This window comes from Vibrio sp. FE10, from assembly GCF_030297155.1.
GTDB classification, from domain to species: Bacteria; Pseudomonadota; Gammaproteobacteria; order Enterobacterales; family Vibrionaceae; genus Vibrio; species Vibrio apostichopi.
Genome location: NZ_AP028068.1, coordinates 1396468 through 1414168 on the forward strand (window position 1 = coordinate 1396468; position 17701 = coordinate 1414168).

The following is a 17701-nucleotide window of genomic DNA, read 5'->3' on the forward strand; positions in this document are numbered from 1 at the left end:
AGAAATATATACTAACCGTAATTATGTTGGTTTTAATCTCTGGTTGTACAACGGTTAATAATCAACTTGATACCAAAGAACAATTGCTCATTGGATCGGGTGATTCACAAAAGCTTATAGAGTTTTATAAGGCGAATATCCAATCTGACCCGGTATATAAAGTAAAGCTTGTTAATTTGTATCTAGATCTTAAAGATATCAAATCGGCTGAATTATATCGAAGCACCTATAGTGAAAGTGACCTTGATGATCCAGAGTTTATTCTAACCAATGCTCGAATCTACTATCAGAAAAAAAACTTTGAGTACGCATTAGAAGAGCTTAAAAATTATCGGGATGAAGGTGGAGCAGAATATGAATATCAACTTTTAACCGGAAAAATATTAGCGCAACAAAAGCGATTTACCGAAGCTATTGAGCATTTTGAGGAAAGTCGAAAGCAAGGAGCCTCAGACAGAGAAGCCGGAAACAATATCGCCGTTGTAAAGATAATGCAGTCTGATTATTTAGGTGCGACGGACATTTTATATGACCTTTACCTGTCAAAGCCAAACGACCAGAGAGTGAGTTCTAACTTGATTCTATCTTCGGTTAAATCTCAGCGACCGGATATCGCATTGGAAGTTCTGAAACATTCGAATAGCGATGAGCAGGCTCACAAGCAACTATCTGCATTGATGAGGTCAATATCTAAAAGCAAAGGGAAGAAGGCCGTGACACAGTCAACGATAGAAATGGAACAACAGCTTATTGGTTCTCAAGTTACTTCAGGTGGCTTTGTAGCACCGACATCGCGAGTCAGTAAATTGGATACGACCGCAGAGTTTCAAGCTTCTAGACACAGTGTCGATGGTTCGGTGCTTGACCCAAGAAAACTTAAACCCGGTGCGAAACCTATTTATCGAGTACAAGTGTTGGCGACGTATACGGCGATTCCTTCGGATTTTTTGAACTACTTAAAAACAAATTATGGCTCTGTTTATTCGTATACACATGGACTGTGGAAGCGCTATTGCATTGGTGATTTTAATGACCTAGATGAAGCGAAAGCGTTCTTAAACAGTATCGATATCAAGGGAGCATTCGTTGTTGATTACACCAAGAAAAGGTATGTCCGACTATGAGATCGTTTAAGCGAAAGCAAAAGGGGTCGTTGACGGTTGAAGTTGCTATGGGTATTCCGATCTTTCTGGCGATTGTCTTTGGATGGGTTGAAATCTGTATTTTGACCTTCTCAATGAGCATGACTGATCACGCATTAACGACAGCGGTGATGCGAACAAAAAAAGCGGGCGACTCGAGCAGTAGTAACTCCATTAACTACGGCCAAATGATCAAAGACGAGTTGGACAAAGCGGGCGGCTCTTTGTGGAGCAACGTAGTCAAAGAGGGGAGTGTGATCATCCATGTTAACTATTTTCTAGACTACGAGGGATTTTTGAAATGCACGGATACTTACGCTTCCGCTGATAAATGCCCAGATAAGAAAGATGACCCGGAAGACATGGCATTGGCTGTTTACGCTTTGGAGTACACCTATGATCCGATTGTCTCCATATGGTTCCCAGACATGCCTATCAAGCGGGAAATTATCACTATTCAAGAATATGAAAGATGCTCTTTCAAAATTGGTCAGGGAGCGGGTTGTGCAAGCTAAACAAAAAGGTGCATTTTCAGTTGAGTTGGCGATGGTATTGGTCTTTGCATCAGGCATTTTTGTCGTCGTAGTAAACCATATGTTGGCCATCAATAAAAAAGGACAACTCGACAGAGCTTCCTATTCATTGACCACCATCTTTGCTGAACGAAAACAATTGTTTAATGCCAATATGGATATCTGTGCGGGCGATTGTCGGAAAACAGAACACAACGCGTTTGTGATTGCTTCTGCTTCGATGAAACGAATGATTCCAAATTTTGATAAAACCAAATTTGGGATGCGTATCGACGAGGTAAGGCTTGAAGAAACCGCTTTATCTGGAGGTAAAGTGAATTACCGAAGGGTTCAAAAGACCCTGACTAAAGGGAGCATACACGGATGTGATTTTCCAGACATGAGTGACGTAACCAAGGAAAAAGCGATAGAAATACTCCCGCTGACATCACGAGGCCGCAGGTTACCTATGTATCAGGTTTCTCTCTGTTATGAAATCCCGACTAATTTGATTGGTATCGCTAATGGAGAGGTTTTTCGCCTTGTAAGTACATCTTATTCATTTGCGAGGGTTTAAGGTGAAATCGATAAAGAAAAACCGAGGTGTCGCCGGTATTTTGTTCGTTGGTTTATTGCCTATGATGGTTATTTTCATGGCATTTTCGATGCAGATGTCTCAACAGATGCTGGCGCATACAAGGTTATTGGAAGCCGCAGAGGTTGCTAGTTTAGCACTTATTGCGAGCCCTAAAGAGGACGAAGAAAAGAACGTAAAGTATGCACGCTATTTAGTCGATAGATATGTTGTTGATAATACGGATGATGTTGATGTCGCGGTGTTTACAAGCCGTTGTGAGTACAAAGATGGTTGTGTTCAAGCCAGTGGTGAACTTGCTCCGTTTAGTGACTTTGTGGTGAGTGCGACTGCCAAATATACGTCTTGGATCGCGTACGAAGAGATGAACTTAAAACCGGAATTTTCGGTGAGTGGGCGAGCAGTTACGCGTAAGTATCTGCCTCAGCCTGTTGATGTCTACTTTATCGGTGATTTTAGTGGTTCTATGGGTTACTCGTGGAAGAACGGCAAAATGAAGCTCGATGTCGTTAAAGAGACCATTAAACGAGTCGTCGATGATATTGAAGAGTTTAACACGGAAGAAAAAAGCCGAGTTGCTTTGCTCGGGTACAACCCGCTCCATGTTAAACAATCTGATGAGATAGTAAGACTTAATGCTTATGGCTATCGTGCTTCATGGCGAAAGAAATACGTTTATGACTACGCTCGGAACTCTCCTGCGACAACGGTTAGACGAATGTTTGATAAACCAACCTTGTATAATGAGATCATCGAACCATCGTATGGAATGAGTCGATATGAAGTAGAGAGACTTTATAAGCGAAACAATGATTTTGATGATGACTACAAGTTTTATGATATTCCACTGACTGAAGACTATGACAACTTTCGAGCTCAGTTGATGAGCGCTCAGTTGAAAGCTGGTGGAGGCACCTCTTCTTGGAATGGGATCATTGCAGCGGCACAAGAAGCCAATAAGGCGACCAACCTTAACCCTGAACAAGTGTTTATTGTGTTATCCGATGGTAGCGACAACGACGAGACTTATTTACAGAAATTAGTGGATCAGGGGCTATGTAAAAAGCTGCGCTCAACTATTTCAGCGAAACGAAATCGTTTCCAAAGTAACGCGCCAACTGAAGCTGAGAAAACGAAAGTCACGATGGGCGTCATTGGTATTAATTATAAAGTGGCAGAAACCGATGGCTTTGGAGATTGCTTTGGTAAGAAGAACATCTATCACGCTAAAGTGCATATTTCGGAGCTAGCCGACCGCCTATTTCGGTTTTAATCGACCACCAAATCCGTTTTTAACCAACCACTCATTTCGGTTTTAATCATCCACTTTTCGGTGTGTTTCCGAAATCGATGGTCGATTTACCGAAATAAACCTCTTTTCTCTTTTAAATCAATAGGTTTAACCTGAGTCTTTCATGTTGAGAGCACTAAGGATAAATCATGCCGAAAAAGAGAATGCCAATGAATAAAATTAAGGAAATCTTACGCCTCCGATACGAGTGCAATCTTTCTAATCGACAGATCGCCGCTTGCCTCAATATTGCTCATTCCACTGTATCCCAGCATCTATCCCGATTTAAATCCAGTGGCCTCACGTGGCCACTGGAAGAGACTCATCATGAAAATCAAGTCACCCAAGCTTTGTTTGATGGTCGCTCATCTTCTCAGCATAAAGTGATGCCTGATTTCACTCTCTGCTACTTAGAATTGAAGCGTAAAGGGATGACTAAAGCTTTGCTTTGGGAAGAGTATTGTCATCAGCATCAAGACAAAGCCTATGGCTATACACAGTTCTGCGAACTGTATAGACGTTGGCTAAAGACACAAAAACGCAGTATGCGCCAACTTCACCATGCTGGTGACAAGCTCTTCATTGACTACTGTGGCCCAACGATCCCTGTTGTGAATCCAGATACAGGAGAATGCCGACATGCTCAGGTATTTGTCGCCACTTTAGGAGCGTCAAATTACACCTATGTCGAGGCGAGTGAGAGCCAAGGGCTTGAACACTTCCTCATGGCTCATGTGAATACCTTTAATCACTTTGGTGGTGCTCCGAATCTACTTGTACCTGATAATCTGAAATCTGCTGTAACGAAAGCAGACTGTCATAGCCCTATCCTCAATGAGAGCTACCGAAAACTGGCACAACATTACGGCGTTGCTGTGATGCCAGCCAGGCCCTACAAGCCTAAAGATAAAGCCAAAGCTGAGAACGCAGTTCTCATCGTAGAGCGCTGGATAATGATGCGCCTTCGCCACCAAGTGTTCTATACAATGGCTGAGCTGAACCTGGCTATCCGAAAGCTGATGCATGACTTAAACCAACGAGAGATGAAACAGCTTGGTGTCAATCGACATGACTTGTTCAACAAAGTTGACCGTCCAGCGTTAAAACCACTGCCATCGCAACCATATGTGTATATCGAAACTAAACGAGCAACCGTCTCCCCTGATTATCACATTCAATATAAAAAGCACTTCTACTCTGTGCCGCACCAACTTGTTGGGCAACAAGTTGAGCTTGAAGCAACGCATCAAATAATACGTATCTACCACAAAGGGAGCATTGTTGCTCACCACTGCACAAGCCAAAAAGAATATGGTCTCTCTACCGTTTACGAGCATATGCCAAGCAACCATCAATACCAATCATGGACACCCGAGCGTTTTATCCGTTGGGGAAAATCTATTGGGCCAGCCACAGGTGAACTGACTCAGATGTTGCTCAAACGCCCAGAGCATGAAGCATTGGCCTTTAGAAGTTGCTTTGGGTTACTAAGTCTTGCCAAAAAGCACTCAGACGCACGGTTAGAACAAGCTTGCCGAGATGCCTTAGTGACAGAGAAGCCATACCTTGGCTTCGTCAAAAACTTATTGAAGAACCATCGAGAAGGCACTCTCTCTCAGCCTTCCACTGATACCCCAAACCTTAAACACACTAATGTTCGTGGTTCCAACTACTACCACTAGGAGAAACAATATGGACGCAATAATCCAACAGTTAAAATCACTACGCCTAAGTCATGCTTCTGATGCACTGGAACAGCAAAGGATACACCCCGCGACCTATGCTGAACTTGGCTTTGAAGAAAGGTTAGGACTCATCCTTGATCATGAGATAGTGAACCGAGATCAAACCAAAATCCAACGACTTAAACGGCAAGCCAAGCTGCGCCTAAGCGCTAGCGGTAATCAACTGGACTACCGCCCAGAACGAGGCTTAAAAAGAGCAATGATGGGAGAGTTATTATCAGGCACTTATTTACAAAAGCGACAGAATGTCCTGATTACAGGTGCAACAGGTGCAGGTAAAACCTATGTTGCTTGTGCGCTCGCCGAGCAGGCGTGTGAGCAACACTGCCCAAGTCGTTATTATCGCCTAAATCGTTTACTTGATGACCTGAGTAGTAGCCGCCTTGATGGCAGCTATCAAAAGCTGCTACTGAGCTTGTCTAAGAAAAAACTGTTGGTTATCGATGACTGGGGAATGGAAAAACTCAGCCAAGAGCATGCAAGTAATCTTCTCGAAGTGCTAGAAGATAGATACCAAGAGTGCAGTACAATCATTATCAGCCAACTACCTGTAAAAGAATGGCACGAGATGATCGACAACTCGACGATCGCTGATGCGATCTTAGATAGGTTGGTTCATCAAAGTCATAGAATCGAGTTACGAGGGGAATCAATGAGAAAACTGGCTTAAATCGACCACTTGGAGTAAAACTAAGGAAGAGAAAAGAGAGGCTTAAAAAGGTGGTCGATTAAAAACGAAACTAGGGGTCACATCAGCCGAAATACGCAAAAGATGGCGAAGATGTATACAAGTACATTTTGAATTTGATTAATGAAGAAACCGGAAAACTAAAGGATTAACATGAGATACCTAGTAATTTTATCTACGATGCTAATGTCTCCATTGGGCTATGCGAACTGCTTGGGCAATGTCGGAGAGTACGTCACTTCGAAAACGTTGGTGTCTTCTCATACTGTGACGACACAAGTGATTGGAAAGCTGGTAGAGCTTGATGAGAAACCTCAAAATGAGGTTATCAATAGAGAAAGTGAAGTTATTCAAATCGCAGCTCAAGATGATGTGTGTTTCTATGATAAAGCGACGCAATCCTTGGTACTTAATTATCCAATTAATGTGTACCAATTGGATGAAAGCCATAAACAAGTATTAGGGCAGTACCTTAGCTTAGTTGATGACAAGTCGAAGATTTATATAGAAGGACATGCAGATAGCTTAGGCAGCAAAAACTACAACAAAGCATTGTCATCTCGACGCGCTGGGCAAGTGGCGAGCTACTTGAAAAAAGATCTTCATCAAGGAAGTCGCATTGTTGAATATGCATATGGTGAAAGTGCGCCAATTTGTAAGGTTGAAGACAACAAGGAAACAGGTTGTAACCGACGAGTTGTGATCACTGTTAAGTCGTAATGGGCTTGGTTGTCGTTGTCTGTATTTTTATTTTTTGGGCCGCGATGTTAAGCGGTGTATGACCCGTCCTGATATGGGTTGACACTTGATTGACTAAAACGCTCGATGTACTTCATCGGGCGTTTTGTATTTTAGAGCGGTGTGAGGCCTATATTCATTATAGATTTTTACTGATTCGGCGACCATTTTCTTTGCTTCATCTAAATCATTAGGCTTATTCAACAGATACTCCATCTTCAATATTCCGTTGATCCTCTCTGCCAACGCATTCTGATAACAGTCATAGCCATCAGTCATTGAGCAAGATACATCATACTGTCGATGCAACTCTTGGTATTCCACAGAGCAGTATTGAACACCTCGATCTGAGTGATGTACAAGCTCACCTGTATTCTTCCGCTCTTTCAACGCGTTTAAAAAGGCCTGCTTGACCGTGCGAGCTTTCATATCATCACCTATGTGATAGCCCACGATTTTTCTTGAGTAAGCGTCCGTCACTAAACTGAGATAAGTACTACCACACCGCGTTGCTAGATAAGTAATATCTGCAACCCATAATTGCTCTGGTCTTTCCGGTATTAAGCCTTCTTTGATTCGATTTGGATGGCAGTAAAAGCGATGATTACTGTTTGTGGTTCGATGATAAGCCCTTCGATTCGGCACTAATAATCGATTCATTCTCAGCAGAGAAAATAAGCGGTCTCGACCGATTTCAATATCATTCTGAGCAAGTAAATACTTGATCTTACGAGCCCCTATACGAGGGTGCATCATCCTTTGCTCCTTCACAAAACCGAGTACTGATTCATCTTTCTTTGTCTGATGAATTTCTGTAACACAGCGCTTGTAGAAAGCTTGTCGTGTAATACCGATGAAGTGACAAGCTTTAGTGACGGTCAACTTTCTGACCGTTTTTTCCTTAATAACTCGGCCTTGCGCTTCTTTGAGATTCGGACACCGAAATCTCGATCCATGACTTTTACAACCGCTTCAAAGAACTCAGCTTTGAGCTGAGTCTCTTCTAATTGCTGCTCGAGTTCTTTGATTCGTTGCTCTGGGGTTTGAGTTGAGGAAGAGTTTGACATAGTCGCTCCTAACGCTCTCGATTGTTCTGTTCCTTTAGACCAATCTAGTTGACCATGTTTGCGAAGCCAAACTAAAACGGTAGAGCGACCTTGGATCCCATAACGTTCTTGAGCTTGCTTATAAGTCATTTCGCCTTTTTCAACTTGGCTGACGACTGCCAATTTAAAGGCAAGAGAATAATCTCGTTGAGTACGTCTACTTGTTGTTTTCATGACACTCTCCAATTTCATGTTGGAAATGTGTCAACCATATTTAGGACGGTACAGTATAAACAAAGGGAGCCCATCTGGGCTCCCTTTTTTGATTCATCGCGTTATTTGATAACTAGATAATATAACCAACCACCTATGCCGTTGGCTCAGGTAGTTCTTCTGTATCCACCTGAGTCGGTGTCAGATACCCACATAGCTCATCGTAAGGAATAGGGCGAGAGAAGTAATAGCCTTGCATCAAATCACATCCACAGGCCTTTAGAATCGAGAAGTGCTCGTTTGATTCTACGCCTTCTGCTAATACCACCATGCCGAAGTTTTTGCCAATTGCGATAATGTTTTGCACCATAGTGAGTGACTGCTGGTCTATAGCGATGTTTTCAATGAAACTCTTATCAATCTTAAGTTCGTCGATAGGGAGTGCTTTCAACATGCTCAATGATGAGTAGCCGGTACCGAAGTCATCTAGAGAGATCTTAATATCGTTTTCTTTGAGGGCTTCGAAAAGCGGCTTCACTATAGCCACATCTTCAATGAATAAGCTTTCAGTAATCTCTAGCGTTAAGCAGCTAGGAGAGAACTGATACTTCTCAAGCGTTGCGAATAGGTGTTCTGAGAACGACTTATGTGAAAACTGACGCACGGATATGTTGATCGAAAGGCCGATCTTTTGTTCTGTTGTTCGATGCAAATGAGCGATTTGCATGATGCTGGACTCGATAATAAAGGTACCGAGTTTTTGCATTAAACCCGTGCTCTCCGCGACCGGTATAAACACATCGGGCGGAACAAATCCTAGTTCGTCATCAATCCAACGAACCAATGCTTCTACGCCATGAGTACTCTCATCAGCGCGAACTAGAGGTTGGAAAGCCATGAATAACGTTTGTTTCTCAATCGCAATACGTAACCGTTGCTCTACTTTCATTTTGTAGAGGTGAGCGTCTTGCATGGCTGTGGTGAAAATGCTGTACGAGTTTTGCTGCTGCTTCGCTTTATACATCGAAATATCGGCGGAGCGGAGTAGGCTATCTAGATCTTTTCCGTGTTCAGGGAAACGCGCAATGCCGATGCTACAGCCCAACAAGAACTGAGAATCTTCGACCTCATAAGGTTGGGAAAGGACTTCGATAAGGCGTTCTGCCAGTCGTTTAATCTCGGTTTCACTCGTTATCGGCGTTAAAAACAAAAACTCATCACTAGACTCGCGCACCAATAAGCTGAGTCGAGAGCGGAATCGCATCAAACGCAATGCGATCTGTTTGAGCACCTTGTCACCGAAGTCGTGCCCGTGGGTATCATTGACACATTTAAAGTTATCGATATCGATAAACAAAAGCGAGAATTGCTCTGACTCATCTTCTATCCATTTACCAATGTTTCGGCGCATGTATAAGCGGTTTGGTAGAGAGGTTAATGGGTCGTGGTTGGCTTGGTAAATTAGCTGACTTCGAGTTCTTTGCTCGTTCTTAGCGATCGACTTAACCAATGTATAGAAGCCAAACTGTAGAAAGATAAAGGCAACGAAAAGAACGCTGAACTCAGAAACGAATATTTTATCAACATGATCGAGGTCGGTTCGGCCAATAACCCAAAGCTTATAGTTGTTGATGTATTTTGCACTTAATAGCGCGTGATAATTACCGTTATCGACAACAAAGGAGTACGTTGAATCTTCATTTTTAGCGTTATCAACACTCAAGCCAGTTTGTTGAACAAAATTTTCAACGGCCAGTTTCATGGTGCTATCGCTGATAGGTTTTAAGTACGAATCTAGATTGTTGATGTCGCTAGAGTGAAACTGTCGATAGCGATCTTCTCTGACCAAACTTAACGTGTTGTAGCTGCCGGCATGGGCATTGTTCTCGAAGACGATAGTGTTGTCTAAGCGCAAGCCCGCCGTCATAACCGCATCGACGTTCTTGCCATCGATTGAGATTGATTTTCTTAACGGGATAACGAGGCTGTTCAATGATTGTTGAAAATAGGTTCGTCCCAAAACCATTTTGTCACTGGACATGGCTTCTAGAAATGAGTCTCTAGTGTATGGGTATTGAAGTAAGTTTCGCTGATCAGACAGTTGCATGTTGGAACTGATGGCGAGATAGTCCCCTTGGGGATTGAGTAGCCCAAAAGCTGCAATCGCAGGGTGAGTATCTAGCAGCTTATCCAGTATTGGTCGAATTTGAATGGAGGCAGTACGAGTGAAGTCAGACTGCTGGGCCAATTGGTGGCCAACCACTTCAAGCAGGGCTTCTTGACTGGTCAACAGTGAGCTTACAGAGCTAGAAAATAGCTCGACTTGAATATGTTGTTGTTGGGTGAAATCATCTCTGTTGGCTTGCCATTTAGTTACGCCCAACACGGCGAAAAGTATCACGGTCAGCAGTACGATCAGAGCGTACAGAGACCAGATATTTTTCTTAAATAGAGCCATGAGATGCCTTTTGTTGGTGACTACTTTTAACAGAGTGCAAGCGACAAACTATTAGGTCGTCAGCGTGATTCATGCAACGAAAGATACAAACATCAATGATGAAAGTATCAGTGATTAAATAGTGTAACGACTACGAGCAGAGATTCTTGAGTAAAATATTAATATTCACCACACTGATAACGATTTGCTCATGATTAATCACGGTTTATGGTCAGTAAATCGCTATAGATTAGAAGCAACCGAGTCAATCCAGATTTGTTTTCAAACGACGTAGCATTACCGCAAAGCAAAAAGCTTACTGTGTGAGACGTTAAGTCATCACTACGAGTAAGCTCTTTATGCATGCGCAGTCTATTCTAACAGTAGCATTAAGCTAAGTTGAATTATTTTTTGGTCACGGCGATAGGTAATTGCTCGTTAGCACCCCATTCAGTCCATGAGCCATCATAAACCCCCATTTCACCTGAATATCCAGCCAGCTTAGCGGCCAATAAGATGATGCAAGCCGTCACACCAGAACCACAGCTAAAGAACATCGGTTGAGAGGGGGTTAAGTCTAGGGTCGAGAAAATGTCGACTAACTCTTCTTGAGGCTTCAATTTACCTGCATTTAAGACTTGTGCAAATGGTAGGCATATGGAGTTCGGAATATGGCCACTGCGCAAGCCTTCACGTGGTTCAGGTACTTCTGAATCGAAACGAGCTTGTGAACGTGCATCTAGAATGTTTGCACTCTTATCGTCGGAGTAGTTTTGGATTTGCTGAGCATTAACAAAGTAGTTGTCTTGGACCTTTCTGTCAAAATCGCCCGGTTGCACCGCTGTTTTGTAGTCGGTATCTGTAGGGTAACCGGCTTCTATCCATGCAGGTAAACCACCATCTAAGATGTAAACGTTGTTGTGGCCCATTGCCATGAACATCCACCATGCACGGGGGGAAGCGAAGGTTCCTGAGTTATCGTAAACCACAATGGTGCTGTCTTGGTTGATACCAATTTCTTGTGCACGTGTGTTGAAGTGTTTTTCGGTCGGGAACATGTGAGGAAGCAAGGTGTGCTTATTACAAAAGTCTTTGTCGTAATCAAAACGAATCGCACCAGGAATCATTTGTCCTTTGATCTTTTCTGACTCACTTGGAATCTGAAATTCGATACTGGCGTCGAGGATTACAATGTTGTCTTCTTCTAGCAAACGTTGTTGAAGTTGATGCGGTGAAATGAGTGGCTGAGTCATTCTTATTATGTCCATTCTTGTTGATACATCGATTAGTGCCGTTATATCGATTCGTCTCGTTATATCGACGACTAAGGCGCAGTCCGGCAGTGGATGAACTGATAACTGCTTTGTCCGGTTATTTGATTGTTTAATGTATCAAGCGCGACCACAGAATCAAGAGGGCAGTCTGTTGTTGGTGGAATGGAAACGCGAAATATTTGGTTGTCTTGAGTTTCAACTGTGAGGTAGCGCCTATGTCCGTCTAGAGATTGAGTGAGAGTATTAGAAATCACTTTGGCTTGAATACGTTGCCCTGTCTCTGAGGTCAAAGGGAAGTAGGTGAGAGCCAACAGCACACCGACACCACACATTAAGATAAATAGACCTATTTTTAACTGTTTCATGAGAGTAAGTCTTTGAAGGTAATCTTGAAAAGATAAGCCAGATTGGCAGTAAAGTGAATGTAATCAATCAGAAAGTTTGAGTGGTTATCCATTCTTATACGATCAAAAAGTGAGCATCGCTGCTTCCTGAATTGGGATGTTAGCCCATCTATCTATGGTTCAAACAGCTAAGTAGCTTCATATTTTTTCTCAAATGAAAACACTTAATTACAACACGACTAATTGAAAATAAATATTTAATCTATTTTGGTTTGTTGGACACTTTATAGGTGATGACCAATCCCATAAATAATATTTAGTTAGTTGTCATTAAATAATTCTCTCGTGACTATACATTGTAGATATAAATGTTTTCTCGATAAAAATTCACTTTAAAGATGGAGATTTTTATGAAAAGAGTACTAGGTGTCCTGTCAGGATAAATAGTTATCATGAGGAATTTTACAGCTGAACCTTTACTATGATTTAGTAAATTGTGCATCCATACATATAAAAACTAATAAGTGCCAATATATGCTTTCTATTTCACTATTATAATAATGATGATTTAGTATTAATTATGTATGGTGATGTATGGTGAGAATAAAAAGTTTATGGTCGATGTTTTTGATGTTTCTAAGTTTAGTAGTACTTAGTGGGTGTGGTCATGGTGTTAGTGAACTTGTAGTTACTCCGAAGATCACTAATATTCCTGTAGGCCTTGATATTCAGCTTAAAGCAGAAAAAGTACTAGTAAACGGAAAGGTTATTAATGTCACAGATAGCAAAGATGTTAAGTGGTCCAGTTCTGATAAGTTTATTGCTAGTGTTGACGAAAATGGACTGGTTTCGACTAAAAATGTAATTGGTATTGTGGAGATCACCGCAACGGGGATCTTTAAAAGAAAGACGTACACGGATACTGTCATTGTCGACGTCACTGAAGATGGTATAGAGTCGATTACAATAACACCTCAATATGACTCCGTACCTATAGGCTTGACAAGAGCTTTTATTGCAACCGCGAACTTATTTAGTGGACGTTTTGTCGATGTAACAAACGATAGTTCTACAGTTTGGGTTAGCAGTGATTTGGATATCGCAGCAATTTCAAATGATGGAGAAGGCAAGGGTGTAGCCGAAGCTAAATCTATAGGTTCCTCTACCATCACCGCGTCCGTTGAAACTGCAGGAGGGAGTCATAATGGCTCGGCAACCCTAAATGTTATGGAGGCAATTGCCGTTTCGTTAGAAATCTTACCGCAGGAACACACTATTGCAGTCGGCCTCGATGAGCAGTTCTCTGCAATTATCTATATGTCTGACGATGAAGAAATTGATATAACAAAAAATGATTCAATTACTTGGTCGAGTAGTGACCCAAAGATAGCAACTATTTCAAATTACCCAAGTTCAAAAGGACAAGTTACAGGAGTTGATATTGGCACAGTAAGCATTGCTGTTTCAGGCTTGATTAATGGTGAACACATTTATGGTACTGCGCGCTTGGATGTGATGGAAAACGTTATAACCTCGTTAGAAGTTAAACCAAAAATTCAATCTGTACCAGTTGGCCTAGATAGATCTTTTAAGGTGTTTGCTCATTTGTCTGATGGGCAGGTAGTTGATGCGACGAGCGACTACGAGGTTAGTTGGAGTAGCAGCAATACTGATTTAGCCACTATCTCTAACTCATCATCTAACAAGGGTAATGCTACTGGCGTTTCCATGGGCGACGCTACTATTACAGCGTTTGTCGAAGTTAATAATAACGAGATTGTGGATACTGCGAAGCTTAGCGTGACCGATGCTGTGCCTATTAATTTGGAGGTTACTCCAAAACCTCAACTAAGCGCGGATACCCCTCAGATACCTCTGAAGTCTGAAAAACAATTCAAAGCCGAAGTGGTAATGTCAGATGATGAACGAGTTGATGTGACCAAAGACAAGAACCTTTCTTGGATTAGTGAGGATTCGAGTGTTGCAACCATCTCTAATAATTTAATAAGCAAAGGCTTGGCTACAGGGGAAGGCGTGGGTACAACGTCTATTACTGCCAAGTTTCTATCGAATGATTACACTTTAGAAGATAGTGTTGTGTTGAGAATTACCCCAGCTCACTCTATTAGCTTTTCGGTTATATCTGAGCAGTATTTTAACGAAGTTGTTGGAGTTGATGTCGAATATCTAGGTTACTTCAAAAGAACAATGGGCGACTACTCTATAATCTCGGGTAGCGAGTATTTGACTAGTGATATGAGTGAGATTTACGTCAGTCGTTTTACTTCTATCTTTGGAGAAAATACCAAATTCTTTTTTGGACAAAGCAATTATTCACCCATTTCTGGCTCCTTACGTTATCAAGCAACCTTTAAGTGGCCAGACGATTCCACAAGTGAAGGTGTATTGGAGTGGGATTTTTATAGGATGCATTATGTTTTGAATGATCTTGCCGCTGTTCAAAACCTAATAGATAATAATTGGGACTTTACTCTTACCGTCTCTAATATTATGTAAGTTAGCCAAACTATTCTAATGTTATTTTAAAGGGGCTATATTTCGTAAATCGATGGAGCTAAGTCAGTAACGAACCTACGATCTGATGAGTTGCATTTATTATACATCGTAGCCTCTTACTAAAACCTCTCGTTGGTTCAGCCATGACTGAAATGACTCTTTTCTATGTTAGTACTAGTACTGTAAGGTTAATAACATAATATTTTGGCTCGCTAAGTCACGAAAGCTGTTCGTGATATAGCTGTACCATTAGGTCATCCTCATCTTGTTGTCATCGCTCACCTTTTTTACGATTGTACTCAATTAACTCAGTGTCCAAAATATCTGTTCGGAGCAGATTTTCGAGTCATGGGCATTTTGTTATTTTATTTATTTTAAGTGCTCAATTTATTTCGTTGATTCATTGCTAGCATCCACAAAATTTAGTTGGGGAAGGTAAAATAGATGAGTTCTTTTAGGATTTCGAGCAGAGGCGTTAGCTTAAGCCTTATTATCGCAATCTCTTTTTCGCTTGTTGGATGTAACTCTGAGAACGATAGTGGAAACACCAGTCAAAATAACAATCCAGATAAAAACGTTTATGGAACGCTTTCGCCCCAAGATGCAACATTTTCGACTGGATTTGTAGATTCTTACGAAATTGACTTATCTTCTAAAGTTTTCTCATCTTCAGGAGGAGGCTTTGTTCTTACTCATGTTGATGTACTATCTGATGAAAGAAAGTGTGAAATCGAATCTTTTACAAATACTGGTTTCTTTATTCGTGGAACTGACGTAAAAGCATGTAACTATCGATACTATGTTTCTCCGTTAGCTTCTGACTCGAAGATTCAGAGTGCGTCTTCGACTGAGGCAGGTTTAGTTACTGATACTTCAAGTATGGCTATTGCAAGAGTGGCTGTTAGTTCTGATCTGGCAATGACAGAACTGGTACCCATTAGCGCTACTAGTTTAGTCAATGAAGAAATTCATATTTCTTTAGATACAGAACTTGAAAAAGTGGGTATTAACTTAACTGAAGAGTTTGTTTTGACTGAGGCTACTTCAGCATATAATTACCTGAGCACTGTTCAAATCGATAGTTTTGATAATCAGTCCATTGACTATACACCAGCTTCAGACTTTACAGGTATTGACCGTGTACTTTATACACTGGAAGACTCTTCGAACGGAATCGTTTTGATGGGAATATTGGATGTTGCTGTTGGTTATGAAGCAAATCAAGGTTTTACTATTGATGATGGTATCATTTATGCGGAAGCAATCAATATAGGTACCCCAACTGATATCGATATTAGTGATTTTGTTTCATCTGATGATGAGGATGATTATCAATTAGTGTATGTCAATACTTTTAACGCAGATGTTGCGTCGAAAGACCCGTTGGATATTAGTAATAAAGTTATCACTTTTACGGCGTATTCCGCAGGATATCACTATATTAGTTTTGCCGTTAGTGACCACAATGGTGCTTATGATATGGGATTGATTAAAGTTAATGTAGTGGATCCAAACCAATCAGCACGTTGGGAAGGGGTAAGTCACCTACTTGATTTTTACACAGCTCCTCCAACAGCTTTAGACTCTGCAGCGGCGGGTTCTCTATATACAATAGCTCTATCTGACACGGAGTTTTCTCCAACGATCATTATGGCGGGTTATAACTGGCAAACCGCGCAAGCTCATTGTTCCAAAATCGGAGCAAGTGTCCCTACAGTCGTTCAATTGCTAGAAATGACTAATGATATTAAGTTGCAAGTTTTACATAACTGGCCGACTCAAACACCATACGTTGCTGTAGATGAATTTTCAGGTGAGCCTGCATGGGTGGACTTAAGAGATGATGTTGTTAGTACAGGGGCCTTGAGTGCGGGTGATGGATACTATCTAAGTTGTGTAAAGCAAGGTCTAATGCAAGTCTTGCCTTCATCAAGTGACGTAGTCGTAGCGGATGGTGTAGAGGTTGGCAAAGTTTTCATTGAGTTAAAACTAGATGGTGAACCACGGCCAAATACGGCGGTGACTGTTTCTGTTTCAAGCCCGTTTGTATCATTGGACAATGATACAGTAGTCTCGGATGACAGCGGTTTAGTTGAATTTAGTCTAACTAGCTTAAAAGCAGAGACTGTCACAATGACATTTGACCTTGAAGGGTTTCAAGAACAGTTTGATATCAAGTTCATTGGTGACGAAAAAACGGCAGTTGTAACATCTGAGACGACATATAACTCTGCTCAATATCAGGCTGATAAAGGTAACGAAGTTACGGCAATATTAAAGGATCAAAACAATAATCCAATTGAAGGTTATTCTGTCCAATTTTCAGTCACGAGTGCTATACACCCAGAGAGCGGTCAATTAGTGTCGCCAATTATAGTTAAGAAGCAGGAAAGCACGGATGCTAATGGCGTTCAAGAGTTAAATGTCGAATGGGATCCTCAATATGTTGTACCTAGAGAAAATATGTCATTCGACGTGACATCTTTTTATACTACTTCAACAACAAACTATTCAGAGTCTAAAAGCACGGTAACTTTTACTTCGTTCATGTGTGGAAGCGTCGATAATACAGAGCAGCTAAACGCCGCTGGAGCATGTATTAAAGTTGCATCAGATTTCAATGACGAAGGTCGTCTATTCTCCTCGAATCCGAGCATTCCTTTCATGGAACGTGTTGGTAAAGTAGATGGAATTGATTATACATATAGCTATATTCACCATGAAGATGATGGGCCTAAAGGTGGGGAGTTTGCTCGCTTTAACTACGCTCAAGCTATGGAATGGTGTTACTTTCTTAATAGTATTGAGTTGAATGGAAGATCTAATTGGAATATGCCTTCGTTTGTGGTTTTGAGAGATTTATATTCAGGACGAGGCAACATGGTGGAAAATTTTGGTTGGCCTGAAAACAATAATTGGACTTTGTGGAAACGACCTCTTAGTAATCAATCGGGTTATGACTCATTTGATCTCCAGTATGGTGAACGCCATACATCTCTCAACCCGGAAAGCTTCATCACCACATCGTGTGTTTCAGAGGCTTCTTCAAAGTAGTAGAGATAGTTCAAATTTCTAATTCGCGGTCCTTTAGGGCCGCATATCAGCTCTTGTCTCAAGTGGTTGGTATTGCGATTATATTTCACTTATTACAAATAAGAT

The 17701-nt window shown here is 41.4% G+C and carries 13 protein-coding genes; 9 read left to right on the top strand and 4 right to left on the bottom strand.

Features of this window, described 5'->3' with window-relative positions:
* Window positions 1-23: 23 nt before the first annotated feature.
* The 7 genes from QUF19_RS23185 (at window position 24) to QUF19_RS23215 (ending at window position 6693) form a co-directional block, all read left to right on the top strand.
* Window positions 24-1124, top strand: coding sequence for a tetratricopeptide repeat protein (locus QUF19_RS23185; RefSeq protein WP_434784934.1), 1101 nt, complete (start codon window positions 24-26; stop codon window positions 1122-1124).
* A complete protein-coding gene (locus QUF19_RS23190) occupies window positions 1121-1657 on the top strand; it encodes a TadE/TadG family type IV pilus assembly protein (RefSeq protein ID WP_286300029.1) in 537 nt (178 codons plus the stop codon). The genes QUF19_RS23185 and QUF19_RS23190 overlap by 4 nt, the downstream gene beginning before the upstream one ends.
* Window positions 1647-2231 carry a tight adherence pilus pseudopilin TadF gene (gene tadF / locus QUF19_RS23195; protein ID WP_286300031.1) on the top strand — a complete coding sequence of 195 codons (585 nt, stop codon included), beginning with the start codon at window positions 1647-1649 and terminating at the stop codon, window positions 2229-2231. Before QUF19_RS23190 ends, tadF begins: the two co-directional genes overlap by 11 nt.
* A 1-nt stretch (window position 2232) precedes the next feature.
* Entirely contained in the window at window positions 2233-3522 is a 1290-nt protein-coding gene (locus tag QUF19_RS23200) for a TadE/TadG family type IV pilus assembly protein (RefSeq protein WP_286300034.1), read from the top strand.
* 167 nt (window positions 3523-3689) lie between these two features.
* On the top strand, window positions 3690-5222 hold the full coding sequence (istA, locus tag QUF19_RS23205) for an IS21 family transposase (RefSeq protein WP_286291968.1): 1533 nt from the start codon (window positions 3690-3692) through the stop codon (window positions 5220-5222).
* 10 nt (window positions 5223-5232) lie between these two features.
* Window positions 5233-5955, top strand: coding sequence for an IS21-like element helper ATPase IstB (gene istB, locus QUF19_RS23210; protein WP_286291966.1), 723 nt, complete (start codon window positions 5233-5235; stop codon window positions 5953-5955).
* Window positions 5956-6126: 171 nt separating this feature from the next.
* Entirely contained in the window at window positions 6127-6693 is a 567-nt protein-coding gene (locus tag QUF19_RS23215) for an OmpA family protein (protein ID WP_286300037.1), read from the top strand.
* A gap of 93 nt (window positions 6694-6786) precedes the next feature.
* Here QUF19_RS23215 and QUF19_RS23220 read toward each other — a convergent pair.
* The 4 genes from QUF19_RS23220 to QUF19_RS23235 all read right to left on the bottom strand — a co-directional run bounded on the left by QUF19_RS23220 (window position 6787) and on the right by QUF19_RS23235 (window position 12046).
* Window positions 6787-7991 (bottom strand): IS3 family transposase gene (locus QUF19_RS23220; protein ID WP_286295576.1). Its coding sequence is split into 2 segments (ribosomal slippage): window positions 6787-7604 and window positions 7604-7991, totalling 1206 coding nucleotides; the frame shifts between segments, so codons are not numbered across the junction.
* Between the two features lie 133 nt (window positions 7992-8124).
* On the bottom strand, window positions 8125-10428 hold the full coding sequence (locus QUF19_RS23225) for a putative bifunctional diguanylate cyclase/phosphodiesterase (RefSeq protein ID WP_286300039.1): 2304 nt from the start codon (window positions 10426-10428) through the stop codon (window positions 8125-8127).
* Between the two features lie 383 nt (window positions 10429-10811).
* Window positions 10812-11660, bottom strand: coding sequence for a sulfurtransferase (locus QUF19_RS23230; protein ID WP_286300042.1), 849 nt, complete (start codon window positions 11658-11660; stop codon window positions 10812-10814).
* A gap of 71 nt (window positions 11661-11731) precedes the next feature.
* Window positions 11732-12046 carry a hypothetical protein gene (locus tag QUF19_RS23235; RefSeq protein WP_286300045.1) on the bottom strand — a complete coding sequence of 105 codons (315 nt, stop codon included), beginning with the start codon at window positions 12044-12046 and terminating at the stop codon, window positions 11732-11734.
* A 573-nt stretch (window positions 12047-12619) separates the two neighbouring features.
* Between QUF19_RS23235 and QUF19_RS23240 the strand changes: the two genes are divergently transcribed.
* Window positions 12620-14542, top strand: a complete 1923-nt coding sequence (locus tag QUF19_RS23240) for an Ig-like domain-containing protein (protein WP_286300048.1) — start codon at window positions 12620-12622, stop codon at window positions 14540-14542.
* Between the two features lie 444 nt (window positions 14543-14986).
* Window positions 14987-17596 carry a hypothetical protein gene (locus QUF19_RS23245; RefSeq protein WP_286300051.1) on the top strand — a complete coding sequence of 870 codons (2610 nt, stop codon included), beginning with the start codon at window positions 14987-14989 and terminating at the stop codon, window positions 17594-17596.
* Window positions 17597-17701 lie beyond the last annotated feature (105 nt).

Excerpts from the sequence above, each read along its gene's own strand:
- QUF19_RS23215 (WP_286300037.1), top strand. The coding sequence starts at position 6,127 with ATGAGATACCTAGTAATTTTATCTACGATGCTAATGTCTCCATTGGGC.
- QUF19_RS23245 (WP_286300051.1), top strand. The coding sequence starts at position 14,987 with ATGAGTTCTTTTAGGATTTCGAGCAGAGGCGTTAGCTTAAGCCTTATT.
- QUF19_RS23235 (WP_286300045.1), bottom strand. The coding sequence starts at position 12,046 with ATGAAACAGTTAAAAATAGGTCTATTTATCTTAATGTGTGGTGTCGGT.
- istA (WP_286291968.1), top strand. The coding sequence starts at position 3,690 with ATGCCGAAAAAGAGAATGCCAATGAATAAAATTAAGGAAATCTTACGC.
- istB (WP_286291966.1), top strand. The coding sequence starts at position 5,233 with ATGGACGCAATAATCCAACAGTTAAAATCACTACGCCTAAGTCATGCT.
- QUF19_RS23190 (WP_286300029.1), top strand. The coding sequence starts at position 1,121 with ATGAGATCGTTTAAGCGAAAGCAAAAGGGGTCGTTGACGGTTGAAGTT.
- QUF19_RS23185 (WP_434784934.1), top strand. The coding sequence starts at position 24 with ATGTTGGTTTTAATCTCTGGTTGTACAACGGTTAATAATCAACTTGAT.
- QUF19_RS23230 (WP_286300042.1), bottom strand. The coding sequence starts at position 11,660 with ATGACTCAGCCACTCATTTCACCGCATCAACTTCAACAACGTTTGCTA.
- QUF19_RS23225 (WP_286300039.1), bottom strand. The coding sequence starts at position 10,428 with ATGGCTCTATTTAAGAAAAATATCTGGTCTCTGTACGCTCTGATCGTA.
- QUF19_RS23240 (WP_286300048.1), top strand. The coding sequence starts at position 12,620 with ATGGTGAGAATAAAAAGTTTATGGTCGATGTTTTTGATGTTTCTAAGT.